Below are 17,754 nucleotides of genomic sequence, written 5' to 3' on the forward strand. Positions count from 1 at the left end.
TCCTTCCCTTAATCCACGCTCTCGCCGAGGTAGGCTTCGCGTACTTTCGGGTGGCCCTTAATGTTTTCGGGCGTGTCTTCGACCAACGGTGTGCCTTGTGCCAAAACGGTGATCCGCTCTGCCAGTGAGAAAACGACGTGCATATCGTGTTCGATGATCGCGATTGTGATGTCGCGCTCTTCTTTGATCTGCTTGAGAAGGTCGATTGTGTTGTTTGTATCTGCACGCGCCATGCCGGCTGTTGGCTCATCAAGCAGCAGCAGACGTGGATCTTGTGACAAACACATCGCAATCTCGAGGCGGCGTTTATCACCGCGCGACATGGAGCCCGTCAGCATGTGACGTTTATCGGCCAGGTTCATGTCCTCAAGCATTTGCATCGCTTTGTCCTGCACTTCGGCCTGTGATGTCACAGAACCGATGGCGTTCATCGCAAATGCACCGTCACGCTTTGCAAAGCAGGGGATCAACATGTTTTCCATAACGCTCAAATCTGTAAAGATTTCAGGTGTTTGGAACACACGGCTAATGCCCATCTGGCAGATTTCGTAAGGCGTGCGGCCCAAGACCGATTGCCCTTCGAAAGTAACCGAGCCCGTGTCGGGGATCAGTTTACCAATCAGACAGTTCAGGAGGGTGGATTTACCCGCACCGTTTGGTCCGATGATTGCGTGGACGCTGTTCTCAGCAACGCTGAGGTTAACATCACCAAGGGCTTGCAGACCGCCGAAACGTTTGCCGACCCCTTTGACTTCTAGAATACCCATAATTCAGGCTCCTTATTCTGCGGGTTCGACGTTGGCGGATGATTTGTCATCGGCCTTCGCTTTGCGTTTGAACATTGCACCGATGCGCTGTCCGCCTTCAACCAAGCCACCTGGCAGGAAGATAACGACAAGCATGAACACGATACCAAGTGTGAGGTGCCAGCCTTTACCGATGAACGGGTAGAGCATTGCAACGATCACATCTTCGAGGCCATCCGGCATGAAGGCAAACCACTGGTGCAGAACGCTTTCGTTGATCTTGGAGAAGATGTTCTCGAAGTATTTGATCATACCTGCGCCCAAAACGGGGCCGATCAATGTACCTGCGCCGCCAAGGATGGTCATCAAGACAACCTCACCAGATGCAGTCCACTGCATACGCTCTGCGCCTGCAAGGGGGTCCATTGAAACCATCAGACCGCCAGCAAGACCTGCATACATGCCCGAGATGACAAAGCATGCCAGCATGTAAGGGCGTGTGTTGAGGCCTGTGTAGTTCAGGCGCTGTTGGTTCGATTTAATCGCACGCAACATCAGACCGAAAGGCGAGCGGAAGATACGGATCGCGGTGTAGAACGCCAAGATCATAACGACGGCGCACAAGTAGTACCCAACGTTGAACGTGAAAGTCCAACCACCCAACACCAGTTCTGCACTATCGCGCATTTGCATGCCGAAGATCGCAGGGGAGGGGATGTTGCCGCCAGAAGAGGCACCGTCAAGGATACGCGGATCGCTCAGCGCCGTTTGAAGGCCCGTTTCGCCACCTGTGATAGGGGTCAAAACCGAGGCTGCCAAAGCAAAGGACATTTGAGCGAACGCCAGTGTCAGGATTGAGAAGTAGATACCTGAGCGACGCAAGCTGATGTAGCCAATCGCGATTGAGAAGATACCGGCAACAAGTGTTGAGATCAGAATGGCTGGGATCACATTGATCGTCAGCAGTTTCATCATCCAAACACCGGCGTAGCTGCCCACACCCAAGAAGGCGGCGTGACCGAATGACAGGTATCCGGTCAGACCAAACAGCAGGTTGAAGCCAATGGCAAAGATGCCAAAGATCACAAAGCGCTGCATCAGGTCAGGGTAGCCTGCGTTGAATTGCGCCATCGCGCTTTCACCGGGGAAGGGGTTCAAGATGAACGGAGCAAACATAACGAGGCCTGCAACGATCAACAAAAGGTTAGCGTCTTTTTTGGCTAGTCCGAACATAGGATCAGTCCTCCATCACGCCTTTGCGACCCATAAGGCCACGGGGACGTGTCAATAGAATTAGAATGGCGACGAGGTAGATGATGATCTGGTTGATACCAGGCACCGCCTCAATCACGGCTTGCAGGGAGGCAAAGCTCTCTAGGATGCCGAGCAAGAAGCCAGCCAAGACTGCGCCAGGCAAGCTGCCCATGCCGCCAACAACAACCACAACGAAGGAGATCACGAGGAAGTCCATGCCCATGTGGTAGTTCGGCGGGTTGATCGGGGTGTACATAACACCCGCAAGACCTGCCACGGCGGCGGCCACACCAAACATGATGGTAAAGCGGCGGTCGATGTTGATGCCCAAAAGCCCAACAGTCTCGCGGTCAGCCATACCAGCCCGTACGACCATTCCGAATGTTGTGAACTGCAAGAAGGCAAATACGCCAGCAATCACAAGCATCGCAAAGAGGAAGTAGATAATGCGCCAGTAGGGGTAGATGATTTTATTGGCTTCGATACCCACAACAGCACCAAAATCAAACGAGCCGATAAACGCCTCGGGAGCGGGTGTCGGGATTTGGTTCGCGCCAAAGTAGTATTTGATGATCTCTTGTACCACGATCGCCAAACCGAACGTCACAAGGATCTGATCGGCGTGGGGGCGGTTGTAAAAGTGCTTAATCAAGCCACGCTCCATGATCACACCAATGCCGATCATGATCGGGATCGCAAACAGGATCGAGAGCGGAACGGCCCAGTCAATAATTGATGCGCCTAAGCTTTCTCCGAAGATGTCGTACAGATACGGCACCTCAACTTTGAGCGGGTTGCCCAAGAAGTCTGTGCGTGTTTCGTCCACAATTGTGTGGCTCAGCGTGAGCAGGCGGCTCAGGGTCACGGCGCAAAACGCGCCCATCATGAACAATGCCCCGTGAGCGAAGTTCACGACACCCAAGGTGCCAAAAATGAGCGTCAAGCCAAGAGCAATCAACGCGTATGCGCTGCCCTTGTCCAGTCCGTTCAGGATTTGCAGGATAAACTGGTCCATTTGGCCCCCCTTGAGGTTCCCAGATTACAGGCAACACGTGCCTGATTTAGTCATGTATTGTTAGGTTTTAGGTGTCCTGTCCGCCGGTGCATGTGCGTGGCGGACAGGACGAAGGTCTAAGGCTTATGCGCCTGGGTTACATGAACCCAGCTCGCCGCCGAAGATTGACGCGTCGTAAGTCACTTGACCTACAGGTGTCACTTCTACGATTTCCAGCAAGTCGAACTCGTTCTCTGGGTTCTCTTTACCCTTCACAACAAGCACGTCTTTGAAGCACTGGTGGTCTTCAGCGCGGTACAGCGTCTTGCCGTTGCCCATGCCGTCGAACTCAAAGTCTGCAAGTGCTTCGTCAACCGCACATGGGTTGAATGAGCCAGCGCGAGCAACCGCATCCGCATACAGCAGGGTTTGCACGTAGCATGTGTGCGCAGCCTGGCTGGGTGGGAAGCCGTATTTTGTGCCGAATGACTTAACGAATGCTTTTGAGCCTTCGTCGGTCAGTGACCAGTGCCAGTTTGTTGAACCGAAGATGCCGGCAACGTTTTTACCAGCACCCTTCGCCATCAGGCGTGAGTAGAGCGGCACAACGATTTCGAAGTTCTTACCGTTTGCTTGTGCAGCGCGCAGGCCGAACTGAACAGCAGATGTCAGGGAGTTAACCATGTTTCCGCCGTAGTGGTTCAGAACCAGAACGTCGGCGCCAGAGTTAAGAACCGGAGCAACGTATGAGGAGAAGTCAGTCTGTGCCAGCGGTGTTTTCACAGCTGCAACAGTTTCCCAACCCATCGCTTCGGTTGATGTGCGGACAGCTTCTTCTGTGGTGTAACCCCAGTTGTAGTCCGCAGTCAGGTGGTATGCCTTACGGTCAGTGCCGTAGTTGTTGGCAAGCACTGGCGCAAGCGCCGCACCGGACATGTATGAGTTGAAGAAGTGACGGAAACCATTGGCTTTCTTGTCTTTACCAGTGGTGTCGTTTGAGTGGGTCAGACCCGCCATGAACACGATACCAGCTTCTTGGCAAAGCGCTTGAACAGCAACCGCAACACCTGAAGAAGAGCCGCCGGAAATCATCACAGCGCCGTCTTTTTCGATCATGGAGCGTGCAGACGCACGTGCCGCATCGGGCTTGGTCTGTGTGTCACCTGTGACATATTCGACTTTTTTGCCCAAAATGCCGTTACCTTCGAGCACTTTTGAGCTGAATGTGTTCAGCAAACCGCCGTCGCCGCCACCGTTCAGGTGTTCAACAGCAAGTTCAAATGCGCGCAGCTCGTCAGCACCTTCGTCCGCATATGGGCCGGTTTGTGGTACGTTGAAGCCAAGTGTCACTGTGCTGCCTGTTGGCGCGTTAGTGAAACCAGAGTGGCCAGCAGCGTTCAGGTATGTTGGCAGAGCCAGACCTGCGCCGGCAACTGCGCCGGTCTTGATCACGCCACGGCGTGTCAGGTTAGAATTAGACATTTAAGTCCTCCCTTAGTTTTGTTGGTAATTGCCGCTCGTTTCCTCCCCGACCGGCAACACCATGCACTTATGTGCTGCGGCCAGCTTAGGCGGCTTTGTTAAGAATACAACAAATGTGCGTAACAAAACGATTTATTTGTAAATAAAATCACAATATGCTTGTGTATACTGTAAATTGATTTTCTCGCACCTGCAGAAAGCCGTTGGAATGTCTGGATATTAATTATGAATATGAGATCGCTGACAGGGAGCCGCATCCGTGAACGGCGGATGAGTTTGGGGCTGAGGCAAGGTGATTTGGCCAAGTCTATCGGGATCAGCGCCTCGTACCTTAACTTGATCGAGCACAACAGGCGCAGAATCGCGGGTAAATTGCTGACGGAACTTGCGCGTGCCTTGTCTGTTGAGGTTACGGCCCTGACCGACGGGGCGGAGGCCAGTAAAGTGGCCGCGCTTCAAGGTGCTGCGGCGTCGGCAGAGGCGGCGCAGTTGGGCGTGTCTCTTGATACTGAACAGCTTGAAGAAATTGCGGGCCGGTTTCCTACATGGGCGGACCTGATTGCACAGCAGCACCAGAAAATCCGCGCGCTTAATCACATCGTTGATACGCTTTCGGACCGGTTGGCCCATGATCCGTTTTTGTCGACTTCGCTGCATGACGTGATCACCACCGTGACGTCGATCCGTTCGTCCAGCTCGATCTTGGCAAAAGAAGATGAGCTTGACCCCGAGTGGCGTAAAAGATTTGAACGCAACATTTTCAACGACAGCCGCCGCCTTGCGGAAAGCGCGCAGTCTTTGGCCAACTATCTTGATGGGGCGGCGGATGCTTCTGCAACTCTTGGCTCGCCTCAGGAGGAAGTTGACCGCGTTCTTGAAAATCGTGGCTTTAGCTTTGAGGCGCTTGAGGGCGGTGCCGCTCCGCAAGGTGTTGTGACGTCCCTGATTGATGAAGCAAACTTGCGCAGCCCACAAGCGGCTGGCCTTTTGCGCGTGGTGTTGCAACGCTATCAGCAAGACGCGGGCCTTCTGCCTATGTCTACTTTGCTCAAGGCGCTTGATGCTGACCTTGGCGGTGACTCAGGGCAGAGGCAGCTGAACCCTGTGCGCTTGGCGGCGCGGTTGCAAATGCCTCTTGAGGTCGTGTTGCGTCGTTTGGCCCATATCCCTGAAGACAAAGCGCCTTTTCCGATGGGGTTGGTGATTTGTGATGCATCTGGCACATTGATTTACCGCAAGCCTGTGGCAGGCTTTGACGTGCCGCGTGTCGGGGCGCCTTGTGCGCTTTGGCCCATGTTTCGTGCGTTGAACCTGCCAATGCAGCCCCTGCGCGCAGTGGTTCAGCAGGTAGGGGCATCGCGGCCTGCGATGCGCGCTTTTGCGGTTTCCACGCCCGTTGTTATGGGTGATTTTGACCGACCTGCCATCTATGAAGCGACCATGTTGATTGCCGCAGACACGACTGCGCCGCCCTCGGAGGCGGAAAAAGTTGGTCCCAGTTGTCGTATTTGTTCGGTCTCGGAATGCGCAGTCCGCCGCGAGCCGTCTGTATTGGCCGATACCATAAGTGCCTTTTGACAACAGCGCGTGGATAGGTACAACTGATCAAGCTGGACAAATGCACAAATCAAGATGCGTTGGCAGCGGTTCCGGGGAGGAAACATGAATGAGTGAGACGAAGACCGTCCTGTTGGTGGAGGACGAGCCAAATATTATGGAGGCGTTGCGGTTTGTGCTGGAGCGCGATGATTGGCGCGTTTTAACTCACTCGGACGGTGCGACAGCGCTTGGTGCAATTACGGATATCGCGCCCCATGTGGTAGTGCTTGATGTCATGCTTCCTAACAAATCGGGTTTTGATATTCTGCGAGAATTGCGCGCGGGTCAAAACACAGTGCCTGTTTTGATGTTGACCGCGCGCGGACAACAAAAAGACCGCGATATGGCGATTGAGGCAGGGGCGAACCGGTTTATGACAAAGCCCTTTGCAAACCGCGATGTTCGTGACGCACTTAACACGTTGATTGCGCAGTAACCCATGGCTGGCTTGCCCAAAACGGTCTTTTTGCAGCGCGACACCTATCGTCGCCGACGTATCGGGGATGCCATTAAGTTGCTGCCAATAGCGGGTGTTGTTCTGTTTTTCATGCCGTTGCTGTTGGGCACGCCCGAGCAACCTGCGCAAACCTCAAGCTTGGGGCTTTTCATTTTCTTTAGCTGGTTTGCCCTAATTGGGATGTCGGTCCTTCTTGTGGCGCTATTCAACAGAACGCCAAATACGCCCCGCGAGGCCGAAAAACCAAGCGCCGAGGACCCTTTGGGATGAGCTTTAACCTGCTGATCCTTGCATCGCTCGGCTATGTGGTCCTTTTGTTCATTGTGGCTTTCGTCGCTGAAGATCGGGCCGCACGCGGGCACAGCGGTTGGGCACGGTCCCCTTGGGTTTATACGCTGTCGCTCTCTGTCTATTGTACCGCTTGGACATTCTACGGCGCTGTCGGATTTGCGGCGCGCTCAGGTCTTGAGTTCTTGACCATCTACCTTGGGCCGACCCTAGTGTTGGTTGGCTGGTGGTGGCTGTTGCGCAAGCTGGTCCAGATAGGCAAGGCCCAACGGATCACGTCCATCGCTGACTTGCTGTCATCGCGTTACGGGAAGTCCAACTTGGTGGGTGCAATTGTGACCGTGCTCGCGGTGATTGGAACCACGCCCTACATCGCGCTGCAACTTCAATCCGTGTCCCTTTCGTTTGCTGCATTCGCCAGCAACGCGCCCCTTGGCCCGCTTGATGTGGCCAAAACAACAGGGATTTGGGTGGCTATTGGGCTTGCGCTTTTTGCGATTTTATTCGGAACGCGCAACTTGGACGTAAACGAGCGCCATCACGGGGTGGTCACGGCCATTGCTGTAGAGGCGGTTGTAAAGCTGTTTGCGCTGATCGCTGTGGGAATATTCGTTGTCTGGGGCGTGGCAGACGGGGCTGCTGACATTAAGAACCGGATCGATGCATCTGAAATTGCTCAATTTAATGTGGATAACCCCCGATGGATTGGCCTGACGTTTTTGTCAGCGGCAGCGTTCATTTGTTTGCCGCGTATGTTTCAGGTGCTTGTGGTTGAGAACGAAGATGAGAATAATCTGAGCATCGCAAGTTGGGCTTTCCCTCTCTACCTCGCAGCGATGAGCCTTTTCGTGGTGCCTATCGCAGTTGTCGGGTTGGAGTTGCTGCCCGAAGGGTCCAATCCTGACTTATTTGTGTTGACCATTCCGCTGACCCAAGGGGCAGATGGGCTGGCGCTTTTGGCTTTCTTGGGTGGGTTCTCATCGGCTACGTCTATGGTGATTGTGGCCGCTCTGGCGCTTGCCACGATGGTGTCGAACAACATGGTCATGCCGCTATATCTGCGTGCGCAAAACATTGGGGCCACGGTATCGGGCGATGTGCGGGCGGTGGTTTTGGTGTCGCGCAGGCTGTCGATCGTGGCGGTGCTTTTGCTGGGCTACATCTACTACGCAGTTTCTGGCGGCACTGTGGCGCTGTCGTCCATTGGCCTCATCTCGTTCGTAGGGGTTGCACAGGTGCTGCCTGCGTTGATCGGTGGGCTGTTTTGGCGCGGCGGCACGCGCACCGGCGCGGCCCTTGGCTTGATCGTGGGGTTCAGCATTTGGATGTATACGCTGCTGCTGCCTACATTGTTTGCGGATACGAACGTGTATTCTAGCATCGTGCGTGATGGGCTTTTCGGAATTGAGTGGCTGCGCCCATATTCGCTCTTTGGGGTGACGCGCCTTGATCCGATTGTGCATTCCGTTTTCTGGACAATGTTGTTGAACGCGTCCGCTTTCATTATCGCCTCGATCTGTAGTTTTCCCAATCCTGTTGAGCGCTTGCAGGCCACGACTTTTGTGAATGTGTTTGACCTTGCGGAAGAAACCGGTGGTTGGCGTGGTGCCGCGATTGAGGCGGAAGATCTGCTTGTGATGGCGCAGCGCATCATTGGGGGGCGTGATGCGCAACGGCTCTTTACGCAAGTGGCGCGAAAGCAGGGTAAAGAAGGATATTTGCCCGATATCACGCCAGACTTCATCACTGTGCTTGAGCGCCGTTTGGCAGGCTCGGTCGGTGCGGCAACTGCTCACGCGATGATGGGGCAGATTACGGGCGGCTCCTCAGTTTCTGTCGAAGAGCTCATGGCCGTGGCCGATGAGACGGCTCAAATGTTGGAGTACTCCAACCAGCTTGAGGTAAAATCGGCCGAGTTGGAACGCACCGCCCGTCAATTGCGCAATGCGAACGAAAAGCTGACTGCGTTGTCTGTGCAAAAAGACGCGTTTTTGAGCCAGATCAGCCATGAATTACGTACGCCCATGACCTCCATTCGCGCGTTTTCTGAGATCTTGCGCGAGGGGGATGTGAACGGCGCAGAACGGACCCGTTACGCAGACATTATCCACGATGAGGCGCGCCGCCTGACGCGGCTTTTGGATGATTTGCTGGATTTGGCCGTGTTGGAAAATGGTCAGGTTAGCCTTAATATCGAGAACGCGCGCCTTGAACAGCTGATCAACCGCGCCATCGACGCTTGTGTGAATTCTGGCTCTCAGATGCACATCAAACGCAACCGCACGAATGAGGCGATCATGCTGGCCACTGACCCTGATCGTCTGGCGCAGGTTTTCATCAACCTTATCACGAACGCGCAAAAATACTGCGATGCACCCAAGCCGGAATTACGCATCAAGATCGCAGATTTGGGGTCGTCTGTTCAAGTTGATTTCATCGACAACGGAAGCGGGATCGGTGTTGCGCAACAAGCTGTTATCTTTGAAAAATTCTCACGATTGACAGATCATGCACGTGCAGGTGGTGCAGGGCTCGGGCTTGCGATTTGTCGCGAAATCGTCGGCAAACTTGGCGGGACAATTGAGTATCTTCCAGGCCAAGACGGGGCCGCGTTTCGGGTCACTTTAGCAAAATCGCTGCCTTAGGGGCAGTAAGGCGTCATACTTCACAATCAAACAGCCGTGTCAACGATTTGGTAACTGCCCTGTGGTCTAAGCTGCTGAAACGGTCGCAGTGAGGACTAAATGGCATGAGCACGCCGTCACCGCAGCCTGCATTGCGGCGCAAAATTAAACCGAACCTGAACAAGGTCGATACCACAGGGCTGCAAGAACGCGCCCTGCGCCTTTTGGTGTCTCGCGCGGGGCAGGGCTGTCATGATGTTGATGTGGCTACATCGAACATGCATTTTGATGTGGTTTCCCTTGAAAGCTTGTTGGAGACGCTTGAAGACGGCTTGATGATGCGCCTTCTTGAGGGGGCTGGTGGGCAGCGCGGGTTGATGTGCATTTCCGTGGGCGCAATCGCTGCACTTGTTGAAGTGCAACTTACGGGGAAAGTGTCGCCGACCGCAGCGCCTGAGCGGGCAGCTACACGTACGGATGCGCGATTGGCGCAACCGTTTACCCAAGAAATTCTGAACGCTCTTGCCGAGCAACCTAAGGTATTCGGCGGCGCATCGTCTTTTGATATTGGTGCAGTCTTTGCTGAAAAACGGCTTGTTCCGTTGGCACTTGAAAGTGGTGATTTCCATGTCATCCGCATGACGGTCGATTTTAACCTGGGCGCGAAATCTGGTGATATCATTTTTGCATTTCCGGTGGTGGTCGAGCCGCCTGTTGAGGCGCCGATCATCGCGCTGGATGATGCGCGCAGCCCGCGTGATATTTTGGGCGATGGGCGGGTTTCGCTTAGGGCCGTTTTGCACCGTGTCACCATGCCTTACAGCGCGTTGCGGGATTTAAAGGTTGGTGATTGTGTTAACATTCCGCGCAACGCACCAAGACAGATGCGCCTTGAGGCAGAGGGCCGCGTTGTTGCACTCGGGATGTTGGGCATGATTAATGGGTCAAAGGCTGTGCGTCTTGGCCATGACACCACGACCGAGCAGATGGAGCCACTACATGGCGGTTTGGGGAACGGTGCGGCGGGGCTTGCTGGCTTGTCGTCCGAGCAAACGGCGATCAGCGGAATGCCTGAGCTACCGAGCAGTTATGATACACCTGCAGAGACACCAGGCCCCGGCTTTCCGGGTGCACTTGAAGGGTTCACTACTGTTGAAGATTTGCCTGATGTTGGGCTGTCTTTACCCGAGAATGGCGCACCTCTGTCTGATGATCTTCTTGAGCCAACAGATGACGCCGCACCTATGCCAACTGCTGAGATGGCAGGATCACCAGATGCTTTTGATGCAGAAAGCTTGCCGCCGCTGGACATGACAGACCTGTCGCCGCTTGGTGATGGCGAGATGCCAGACTTCCCGCCCATCCCCGATTTCCCACCGCTACCAGAATGAACGCAATGGCAGATTTGCTATGGGTATTTGTGTTACTTGCGGGGCCAACCAGATCAGGATTAGCCGTTTGCCAAAGCAGTTATCAAGCCTTGGCGAGCGCTTCAATTTGCGGGCGCAGGCCTTCCATTTGATAGCCACCGCGCGCGGCAGCCTCGATAATGTCATCCGTCGGCAGCTGACCTGCCATGGCGAGGCACCAAACCATGGTTGAGCGCGTCCCACTTGCGCAATAGGCAAAGACAGGGCCTTCAGCCGATTGCAGCAGTTCAGCTTGTTTGGTCACGTGGTCCATAGAAAGCATCGGGCTTGCAAATTGGTTCAACAGTAGCGTCAGTCCTGCTGCGTCTGCCGCTTTTTGCATTTCATCAACATGTAGGGAGGCGGGGTTTTCTGCGTCTGGCCGGTTACAGATAACTGTTTTGTAGCCTGCCTCGGCAACTGCATAAAAGTCCTGTGGCTCAATCTGGGGTGCCACGGCAAAGTCGGGGGTGAGAACGCGTAAATCCATGAGTAATTCTTAAGTTGGAAACGCGCAGAGGTCTACGCGAAATGAAGGGAGGGGTGAGTGAGGCTGTGATTGGGGGCGGTTATAGCGTTAAATCAGGTTGCCCTGTCATGTGACGGACCCGCGCAAACAGATCTACGCCCATCTGAAGCGCGATGTGAATGACATCCATCGGGACCCAGTTTTCGGCAATCTTGTTGCCTTCAAGGCGGTAGAAATCCATCACACGCATTTCAATCATGCGGCCCGTTGGGGCCATGCCAAGCCATTCGCCGGTATGCGTGCCGCGTACCGATGGCCATCCTCCGGTCACGGCGTAAGGGCCGTCACTGATCCGAATGTAGTGTCCGGCACCTTGACGGTCATTGTAGGCACGCAGGAACGGAATTTGGTGGTGGGCGCGAAAGCCTTCAAGCCCGCGGGTGCTGCCAATACCAGCAGGTCCGTACCACATAAACGTATCGGTCCAGTAGTGGCCGTGGTTCATGCTATCGAGTGATTTGCCGTCAAAATTTCCCAGAGCGCCGTGCATTTTGAGAACTGTATCCATGGCGCTACTGTCGGTTGTTGAGGTGGTCAAACGCACGCCATCCCCAGTTGCAGGCGGCTGCCATTGCGCCTCAGCGCCGAGTGATTGTGGAAGCGGCCAGCATTGAGCTTGGCGCATCAGATCCAGCAGATCGAACATCACCCATGATTGAACGATCTTATCATCACGTAGCTCATGGGCTTCGCAAAACCTGATGTTGACTGTTCCATGGGTAGCGGGAATGCCCAACAGATCGCCGCGCATGGTGCCCTGCAGAACACCACTGCAGGCAACCAAATCGGCGGCCCGGTTAGTTGTGACCCGCGTATCTGGCAGGTTAGGCCCGCCAAGCACCATTTGGGTGCGGCGCTCCATGTCCGGTATGGCGGTGCGCAAAGTGTTCCACACATCCGCGATCTGTGCGTGACCCTTGCGTTCGTTAAACGGGTGAACGCCGCGCCATACGGCGTTGTCGTGATAGGCACTTTCAACCGGCGCACCTGCGACTAACGCATTCAAAAGCGCGGTTGTGCGAGCTTTCATGGTGGCATAAGTCATCTACGGTCTCCGGTTGTTTTATGTGTAAAATCAGCTATCTGGGAAGCATTGCGTTACATTTTGCGCCATGTCCATACCCAACCAAAAGGAGCCTGACATGAAAGGCAGCCGTCCCGAGCAAGCTGTGCTCACCAAAGATACAGATATGTCCAAAACCGAAAGTACCCGCGCGGTAATCGAAGGCATGGTCGATGGATTAAACGATCACCGCATCGTGGATATCGGTGAGTTTTTCTCCGAAGGTTTCCGTTGGATGGGCAATACCGGCTGTGGCACCAAAGAAGGCCTGCGCGCGTTTCAGGACAACTGGCAAAAGCCTTTTCAAGCGGCGTTCTCGGATAAGGTCTGCATTGATGAAGCGCGGCTTTACATGGGGGAATGGGCATCGGCCTTTGGTCGTCAGGAGGCCACGCATTCTGGCAAATTTATGGGTGTTGAGCCTACAGGCAAACGTATCGAGATCCGTTATATGGATTTCTGGAAAGTGGTCGATGGTAAGATCGTCGACAACTACGTGATGGTCGATTTTCCACACGTGCTGAGCCAGCTTGGTGTTGATGTATTCGGTGGTGAAGGCTGGGAGGCTTTTGATCGCGGCGAAAAAACTCCTCCATCACCTGCCTGAGTGATGCGAAGTGGTGGGTGCTCAGCCGAGGATGACGCCCATCACAACCATCATGAGGCCAATTGCAGAGACCAGAAAAGACCCCAAGTTCAGCGGCATAAGCGCGCCGAGCCTAGCTTTCAAAGCCTCGTCTTCCAGTTGCTCTTTTTGAGCTGCGCGAACTTTGACGATAAACATGACAATGCCAATGATCCCCAACGCAGTTAATACTGCGCCAGCAAAGATCACCATTTCGAAAACTGTAGAGCTTTGTTCCATGGCAGATGCGCTAAAGCAGATTGCGCGCCCACGCAAGCGCGGCTAGGTGTGGGCGGGATAATTCAGGAAGTAAAAATCAGGAGACGCGCGATGAGTGACTTTAACTCAAATGTTGTGGAAATGGATACCAAACCCGATAGCTACCGCGTCACGGCTGACGAATTGCGCGCTTTTGTGGAGCGGATCGAGCGTTTGGATGCAGAGAAAAAAGACATCGCAGAGCAACAAAAAGAAGTGATGGCCGAGGCAAAAGGCCGTGGCTATGACACCAAAGTGCTCCGCAAGATCATCGCGCTGCGCAAGCGTGAGGCCGATGATGTTGCCGAGGAAGAAGCAGTGCTTGAAATGTATAAAGAAGCGCTGGGTATGTAAGCGCTGTCTTTACGTGAAGTACGAAAAAGCCCCGCAGGTCCAACGCGGGGCTTTTTTGTATCTGCTTAGCGTCTGATGGCTAAGGCGCAATGAAATCAATACCCTGCATCTGCTCAATCACGGTGATATCGGCCTCATATGCATCCGTCAGGTGCTGGACGTAAGCTTCGTTCCAATGGGCAAGCTCGATGGGTTGCTCAATATCTATCAGGTCGGCACGGGCGTATTTGTCTAAAAATGCGACCATATTACGGCGTAGGTGGGCTTCGCTTTTGGCTGGGTTGTCGGCAATAAATGCGCGGAAACGCCGCGTGCCTTCGCGTAGCATAATTTTGGACAGCATATAATCCGTCTCGACCAGCGGGTCGTGGGGTTCAAGCCCCCCCATTTTGCGCATGATTTCACCCCAAAGAAGCGGGCTTTCCTCATTGCTCCAAACGGTTATTTTTGCATTGGGTAGTACCGCTTGGACACGTGCAATCATGTCAGACCAGCGAATGGACCCGGGATCAATTCCGCCCAAAAGGCTGCCGCGCTGTTCGGGCTCTAGCTTGCCCAACATATCCGCGATCAAAGTAGCGGGGTTGCGAATGCCCAAGAATATTTCGATCTGATCTTGGGGAAATAGGCTGCGCAGACCGGAGAGTTTGAATTCGAGCTGTGAGTACAGCTGACCGCCATCGAAAATACGTGCGGGAACACAGATAAAACTTTCATGGCTGAGAATGGTCCGGTCAACGTCATCTTCCTCGACAATCGCATCGAGCAGCACTTCGCGCGCATCAGGTGCAGGGGCCGCGCCGTTTAGAGTCTGAATCGTTTCCCGAAGAAGCCGTCGATAGCGCCCGGGCCCCGGAACAGCGGTTCCCACATCGGACAGAATCTCTTTGTTCATCAACAAGCATTTCAGCAACCTATCCTCATCGGTGCAGTGCGCCCCTATGTGTAGTGCGATTTGCATGATTTATTCCTTATCTTCTGGCGCTTAGGTGCTTTTGCCCCTTGGTTTTCGGGCAGTTTTTCAATGAAAATGAATAAAGTTTGATTGGGACGTAAAAATGGCACGATTGGCCCCTTGTCATGGCAGAATCTTTTGGCTAAACGCTTCCGCAGTGCCCCTATAGCTCAGCTGGTAGAGCAACTGATTTGTAATCAGTAGGTCCGCGGTTCGAGTCCGTGTGGGGGCACCACTACCAACCATAAAGCATTGTAATACCTCACTAATTCGACTGATCGAGTGAGCCGTAGACCATGCTGGCAACCAAATCTAATAGCTATACGTTCCAAAAAAATGGAATCTGGTATTTCTCCCGTAGAGTTCCCGCTGATTTGCGGCGGCATTATCGTACAGGCAGGATTGCTTACTCTCTGAGGACTAAATCAGTCAGGGATGCTCGTATTAGGGCGATGAGTGATGCGGCTAAGTTAGACAGACATTGGCATATTCTACGTATCTCTTCAGATGATTTGCCTGGTAAACATTTGCTCACTGATGCTGTGGAGGAGCCCGTCGCTGAGCCCGCTGCCGATGAGCATTCCCTCAAAGACGCTGTGGCTGTTTATCTGCGCTTAAAGGGGCATGATCGCCCGCCGACCTTTGAAGCTGCCGTAAGGCGTTCCTGCGGCTACCTGATTGACTGCTGCGGCATGAAGGCCCTGAAAGATTACCTTCGATCCGATGCTACCAAGTTTCGAGATTATCTATTCGCTAAGGGGCTTAATGGGGCTTCTGTGGCAAGGATCTTTGGTACAGTCAGGGCCGTTATAAACTTGGCTCTGAGTGAGTTTGGGCTCGCCATCGTCAACCCTTTCTCAAACGTCTACTTCAACCAAAAAGAAGGGGTAAAGAAGCGGCTGCCTGTTAAGACTGAGGACATCAAGAAGGTACAGGCTGAGTGTTATAAGGCTGACGATGAAATGCGCTGGCTAGTAGCCCTAGTAGCTGACACGGGCATCAGACTTGCTGAGGGCGCTGGGCTGCTGAGGTCAGACTTCATAAACAAGGATGGTATCCTCTGCGTGAGTATCAAACCTCATCCTTGGCGTTCCTTGAAGACAGCCAGCAGTGAACGGGTAGTCCCGTTGGTTGGCTCAGCTAAGTGGGCCGCAGAACGAATACTTGAACACCCCAACAGCAGTCAGTTTGCATTCCCTAAGTACAACAATGGTGAACGAACGAGTGCGAACTCAGCCAGTGCGGCCCTTAACAAGTGGCTGAAAGGAAAGATTGGCGAAGGGTACACGATGCACAGCTTCCGTCACTCCATGCGAGACAGGCTACGAGCGGTAGAGTGCCCTAGCGACATTATAGATCAGATTGGTGGATGGCTAACGCAAGGAGTGGGTGCTTCATATGGGGAAGGCTACAGTCCGGAAGTTATGCAGAAGTGGCTGCTGCTTAGTTGAGTGCTCCGTAGGCGGCTATTGTGTTGTGTCGATATTCTTGACTCAGAAGCAGTAAGGGCTTTTTTAGTCAGTATGACTGATCTTTCAATCCTGCCGCTACATGACCTGACAATCGATGAGGCCTCACGGCCGACAGCACCTAAGGTTGCAGCTGCCACAGATATGCACCGCCGAAAAGGTCGACAGCTTGCGGCAATCCATCGTCATTATCTGATGGAAATGGCTCAGATTGGTGCGGTACTGGAAAGGATCGAAGCTAAAGATACGCCACCTGAGCACCTGAAGAAGATTGTGCTCTCACTTGATATGGCGGAAAACTTCCGAGTGTTTGGATCACTTTGTGGGCGTGAATGCCAAGTCCTGAAGTTTCATCACGACATCGAAAGTTCGGACATGTTTCCTCGACTTGAAGCGGCAGGGGGAGGCATGTTCCAGCAGATTGTAGCCAAGCTGCTGTCCGAACACGAGGTAGTGCACGAATTGATCATTCGCCTCGGCCGAGCGGCAGAGGAGTTGGCCACAGATCCCAACGAAGCTAACTTCATTGGTGCCTCGCAGGTATATCGAAAGCTAGAAGAGGTTGTGCGTTCTCATTTTGGCTACGAAGAAGCGGAACTAGAGGAAGCGATCGGGTATTACCTCGGGGGCATTTAACGGCGAAGGCTGACGCTTTTACACGATTTAAATCATCATACTGTACTCATCGCCCTAATACGAGCATCCCTGACTGATTTAGTCCTCAGAGAGTAAGCAATCCTGCCTGTACGATAATGCCGCCGCAAATCAGCGGGAACTCTACGGGAGAAATACCAGATTCCATTTTTTTGGAACGTATAGCTATTAGATTTGGTTGCCAGCATGGTCTACGGCTCACTCGATCAGTCGAATTAGTGAGGTATTACAATGCTTTATGGTTGGTAGTGGTGCCCCCACACGGTTGTTGGCTCCGCCAGTAGGCACCAAGGCTAAGCATTAACCTCATAAAACAAGGCTACTGTCTCATTCTGGTTCCTGCAACAGGGCCATATTGGTCTACGGTTTGGTCTACGGCTGAGACCTAGGGCGGCTGAACCTGAACGTTGTACATAAGCGTTGCTATAGCCTCCGCCGCCAGAGACTCTCGGTGAGTCATACAGGGCGACACTGGCTTGTATCCTAGTGGGCTGGCAGGTGAAGCTAATGGGCCTGTACGGGCCTCACAGAGTCTCTGAGGGGCATTCAGAGGTAGGGGGCGAGTGCCACCCCACCCCTAGGGGTTATCATATATAGGCCTGACCCAAGATTGGGGTTTGAGTACCGTCAACCGGAAGCATCAGGCTGTTTAGGTCAGACTTGACGGTTTCATCTGTGCGGTAGGGTGCAGACTGTATGTATGCCTTTGCCATTTCGTAGGGTGCTCGTGCATGAAGCCTGCTGTTGTTACCCTGCATCCCCGAATACTGTTGCAGTAGCATCAGAGGGCTATGCATGGGCCACAGGGGGTGTGCGGGGTAAGTATATATGGCCTCTGCCAGTGAGGAACCTGTGATGTTGTAAACCACTATTAGTTCAGTTTCGGGTTAGATGACCGTTATGATGATCCTTAAAGGGACAAAGTGCTATAAGACTATATAGGAACCTGTCCCTTTAACGGTACTGCTACCCCGAAACTTCAGGCTCTGGCCCG

At 53.6% G+C, this 17,754-nt stretch carries 18 protein-coding genes and 1 tRNA gene; 10 read left to right on the forward strand and 9 right to left on the reverse strand.

Features of this window, described 5'->3' with window-relative positions:
- Nucleotides 1-8: 8 nt before the first annotated feature.
- From NeNHUV3_RS11990 to NeNHUV3_RS12005, 4 genes are all read right to left on the reverse strand, one after another.
- On the reverse strand, nt 9-767 hold the full coding sequence (locus tag NeNHUV3_RS11990; RefSeq protein ID WP_391481629.1) for an ABC transporter ATP-binding protein: 759 nt from the start codon (nt 765-767) through the stop codon (nt 9-11).
- Nucleotides 768-779: 12 nt separating this feature from the next.
- On the reverse strand, nt 780-1,979 hold the full coding sequence (locus NeNHUV3_RS11995; RefSeq protein WP_391481630.1) for a branched-chain amino acid ABC transporter permease: 1,200 nt from the start codon (nt 1,977-1,979) through the stop codon (nt 780-782).
- A gap of 4 nt (nt 1,980-1,983) precedes the next feature.
- Nucleotides 1,984-3,015, reverse strand: a complete 1,032-nt coding sequence (locus tag NeNHUV3_RS12000) for a branched-chain amino acid ABC transporter permease (protein ID WP_048599974.1) — start codon at nt 3,013-3,015, stop codon at nt 1,984-1,986.
- Nucleotides 3,016-3,138: 123 nt separating this feature from the next.
- Nucleotides 3,139-4,476 (reverse strand): substrate-binding protein, encoded by a 1,338-nt coding sequence (locus NeNHUV3_RS12005; protein WP_391481631.1) that lies wholly within the window; start codon nt 4,474-4,476, stop codon nt 3,139-3,141.
- 225 nt (nt 4,477-4,701) lie between these two features.
- Between NeNHUV3_RS12005 and NeNHUV3_RS12010 the strand changes: the two genes are divergently transcribed.
- The 5 genes from NeNHUV3_RS12010 (at nt 4,702) to NeNHUV3_RS12030 (ending at nt 10,835) form a co-directional block, all read left to right on the forward strand.
- On the forward strand, nt 4,702-6,054 hold the full coding sequence (locus NeNHUV3_RS12010) for a helix-turn-helix domain-containing protein (RefSeq protein WP_391481633.1): 1,353 nt from the start codon (nt 4,702-4,704) through the stop codon (nt 6,052-6,054).
- 88 nt (nt 6,055-6,142) lie between these two features.
- A complete protein-coding gene (locus tag NeNHUV3_RS12015) occupies nt 6,143-6,511 on the forward strand; it encodes a response regulator transcription factor (protein WP_391481634.1) in 369 nt (122 codons plus the stop codon).
- 3 nt (nt 6,512-6,514) lie between these two features.
- On the forward strand, nt 6,515-6,802 hold the full coding sequence (locus NeNHUV3_RS12020; RefSeq protein ID WP_341247493.1) for a hypothetical protein: 288 nt from the start codon (nt 6,515-6,517) through the stop codon (nt 6,800-6,802).
- Complete coding sequence (locus NeNHUV3_RS12025) at nt 6,799-9,465, forward strand: ATP-binding protein (RefSeq protein ID WP_391481637.1); 2,667 nt, start codon at nt 6,799-6,801, stop codon at nt 9,463-9,465. The genes NeNHUV3_RS12020 and NeNHUV3_RS12025 overlap by 4 nt, the downstream gene beginning before the upstream one ends.
- Before the next feature lie 104 nt (nt 9,466-9,569).
- On the forward strand, nt 9,570-10,835 hold the full coding sequence (locus NeNHUV3_RS12030; protein WP_391481638.1) for a FliM/FliN family flagellar motor switch protein: 1,266 nt from the start codon (nt 9,570-9,572) through the stop codon (nt 10,833-10,835).
- 82 nt (nt 10,836-10,917) lie between these two features.
- Here the strand turns inward: NeNHUV3_RS12030 and NeNHUV3_RS12035 are convergent, their stop codons facing one another.
- A complete protein-coding gene (locus NeNHUV3_RS12035) occupies nt 10,918-11,343 on the reverse strand; it encodes a TIGR01244 family sulfur transferase (RefSeq protein WP_391481639.1) in 426 nt (141 codons plus the stop codon).
- A gap of 79 nt (nt 11,344-11,422) precedes the next feature.
- Complete coding sequence (locus NeNHUV3_RS12040; protein WP_391481640.1) at nt 11,423-12,427, reverse strand: ester cyclase; 1,005 nt, start codon at nt 12,425-12,427, stop codon at nt 11,423-11,425.
- A 97-nt stretch (nt 12,428-12,524) separates the two neighbouring features.
- Here NeNHUV3_RS12040 and NeNHUV3_RS12045 point away from each other — a divergent pair, with 97 nt between their 5' ends.
- A complete protein-coding gene (locus tag NeNHUV3_RS12045) occupies nt 12,525-13,052 on the forward strand; it encodes an ester cyclase (protein WP_334067989.1) in 528 nt (175 codons plus the stop codon).
- 21 nt (nt 13,053-13,073) lie between these two features.
- Here NeNHUV3_RS12045 and NeNHUV3_RS12050 read toward each other — a convergent pair whose 3' ends face one another.
- Complete coding sequence (locus NeNHUV3_RS12050; protein ID WP_341247488.1) at nt 13,074-13,310, reverse strand: hypothetical protein; 237 nt, start codon at nt 13,308-13,310, stop codon at nt 13,074-13,076.
- A 90-nt stretch (nt 13,311-13,400) separates the two neighbouring features.
- Here NeNHUV3_RS12050 and NeNHUV3_RS12055 point away from each other — a divergent pair, with 90 nt between their 5' ends.
- The gene (locus NeNHUV3_RS12055; RefSeq protein WP_074842187.1) at nt 13,401-13,682 is read left to right on the forward strand and encodes a DUF2312 domain-containing protein; all 282 of its coding nucleotides are present in this window, start codon (nt 13,401-13,403) and stop codon (nt 13,680-13,682) included.
- 79 nt (nt 13,683-13,761) lie between these two features.
- On the opposite strand, the gene NeNHUV3_RS12060 is transcribed toward NeNHUV3_RS12055, so the two are convergent.
- Nucleotides 13,762-14,643, reverse strand: coding sequence for a hypothetical protein (locus NeNHUV3_RS12060; RefSeq protein WP_391481642.1), 882 nt, complete (start codon nt 14,641-14,643; stop codon nt 13,762-13,764).
- A gap of 153 nt (nt 14,644-14,796) precedes the next feature.
- Here NeNHUV3_RS12060 and NeNHUV3_RS12065 point away from each other — a divergent pair.
- From NeNHUV3_RS12065 to NeNHUV3_RS12075, 3 genes are all read left to right on the forward strand, one after another.
- Nucleotides 14,797-14,872 (forward strand) — tRNA-Thr (locus NeNHUV3_RS12065).
- A gap of 61 nt (nt 14,873-14,933) precedes the next feature.
- Nucleotides 14,934-16,088, forward strand: coding sequence for a DUF6538 domain-containing protein (locus NeNHUV3_RS12070; protein ID WP_391481644.1), 1,155 nt, complete (start codon nt 14,934-14,936; stop codon nt 16,086-16,088).
- Between the two features lie 72 nt (nt 16,089-16,160).
- Nucleotides 16,161-16,742 carry a hemerythrin domain-containing protein gene (locus NeNHUV3_RS12075; RefSeq protein WP_391481646.1) on the forward strand — a complete coding sequence of 194 codons (582 nt, stop codon included), beginning with the start codon at nt 16,161-16,163 and terminating at the stop codon, nt 16,740-16,742.
- 35 nt (nt 16,743-16,777) lie between these two features.
- On the opposite strand, the gene NeNHUV3_RS12080 is transcribed toward NeNHUV3_RS12075, so the two are convergent.
- Complete coding sequence (locus tag NeNHUV3_RS12080; protein WP_391481647.1) at nt 16,778-16,948, reverse strand: DUF6538 domain-containing protein; 171 nt, start codon at nt 16,946-16,948, stop codon at nt 16,778-16,780.
- Nucleotides 16,949-17,754: the final 806 nt, after the last annotated feature.

Origin of the sequence: Nereida sp. NH-UV-3, from assembly GCF_042939535.1 — a bacterium.
In the GTDB taxonomy this organism is placed as follows: Bacteria; Pseudomonadota; Alphaproteobacteria; order Rhodobacterales; family Rhodobacteraceae; genus Nereida; species Nereida ignava.

Excerpts from the sequence above, each read along its gene's own strand:
- NeNHUV3_RS12025 (WP_391481637.1), top strand. The coding sequence starts at position 6,799 with ATGAGCTTTAACCTGCTGATCCTTGCATCGCTCGGCTATGTGGTCCTT.
- NeNHUV3_RS12040 (WP_391481640.1), bottom strand. The coding sequence starts at position 12,427 with ATGACTTATGCCACCATGAAAGCTCGCACAACCGCGCTTTTGAATGCG.
- NeNHUV3_RS11990 (WP_391481629.1), bottom strand. The coding sequence starts at position 767 with ATGGGTATTCTAGAAGTCAAAGGGGTCGGCAAACGTTTCGGCGGTCTG.
- NeNHUV3_RS12000 (WP_048599974.1), bottom strand. The coding sequence starts at position 3,015 with ATGGACCAGTTTATCCTGCAAATCCTGAACGGACTGGACAAGGGCAGC.
- NeNHUV3_RS11995 (WP_391481630.1), bottom strand. The coding sequence starts at position 1,979 with ATGTTCGGACTAGCCAAAAAAGACGCTAACCTTTTGTTGATCGTTGCA.
- NeNHUV3_RS12010 (WP_391481633.1), top strand. The coding sequence starts at position 4,702 with ATGAATATGAGATCGCTGACAGGGAGCCGCATCCGTGAACGGCGGATG.
- NeNHUV3_RS12060 (WP_391481642.1), bottom strand. The coding sequence starts at position 14,643 with ATGCAAATCGCACTACACATAGGGGCGCACTGCACCGATGAGGATAGG.
- NeNHUV3_RS12035 (WP_391481639.1), bottom strand. The coding sequence starts at position 11,343 with ATGGATTTACGCGTTCTCACCCCCGACTTTGCCGTGGCACCCCAGATT.
- NeNHUV3_RS12005 (WP_391481631.1), bottom strand. The coding sequence starts at position 4,476 with ATGTCTAATTCTAACCTGACACGCCGTGGCGTGATCAAGACCGGCGCA.
- NeNHUV3_RS12015 (WP_391481634.1), top strand. The coding sequence starts at position 6,143 with ATGAGTGAGACGAAGACCGTCCTGTTGGTGGAGGACGAGCCAAATATT.
- NeNHUV3_RS12075 (WP_391481646.1), top strand. The coding sequence starts at position 16,161 with ATGACTGATCTTTCAATCCTGCCGCTACATGACCTGACAATCGATGAG.
- NeNHUV3_RS12020 (WP_341247493.1), top strand. The coding sequence starts at position 6,515 with ATGGCTGGCTTGCCCAAAACGGTCTTTTTGCAGCGCGACACCTATCGT.
- NeNHUV3_RS12045 (WP_334067989.1), top strand. The coding sequence starts at position 12,525 with ATGAAAGGCAGCCGTCCCGAGCAAGCTGTGCTCACCAAAGATACAGAT.
- NeNHUV3_RS12050 (WP_341247488.1), bottom strand. The coding sequence starts at position 13,310 with ATGGAACAAAGCTCTACAGTTTTCGAAATGGTGATCTTTGCTGGCGCA.
- NeNHUV3_RS12080 (WP_391481647.1), bottom strand. The coding sequence starts at position 16,948 with ATGCTGGCAACCAAATCTAATAGCTATACGTTCCAAAAAAATGGAATC.
- NeNHUV3_RS12055 (WP_074842187.1), top strand. The coding sequence starts at position 13,401 with ATGAGTGACTTTAACTCAAATGTTGTGGAAATGGATACCAAACCCGAT.
- NeNHUV3_RS12070 (WP_391481644.1), top strand. The coding sequence starts at position 14,934 with ATGCTGGCAACCAAATCTAATAGCTATACGTTCCAAAAAAATGGAATC.
- NeNHUV3_RS12030 (WP_391481638.1), top strand. The coding sequence starts at position 9,570 with ATGAGCACGCCGTCACCGCAGCCTGCATTGCGGCGCAAAATTAAACCG.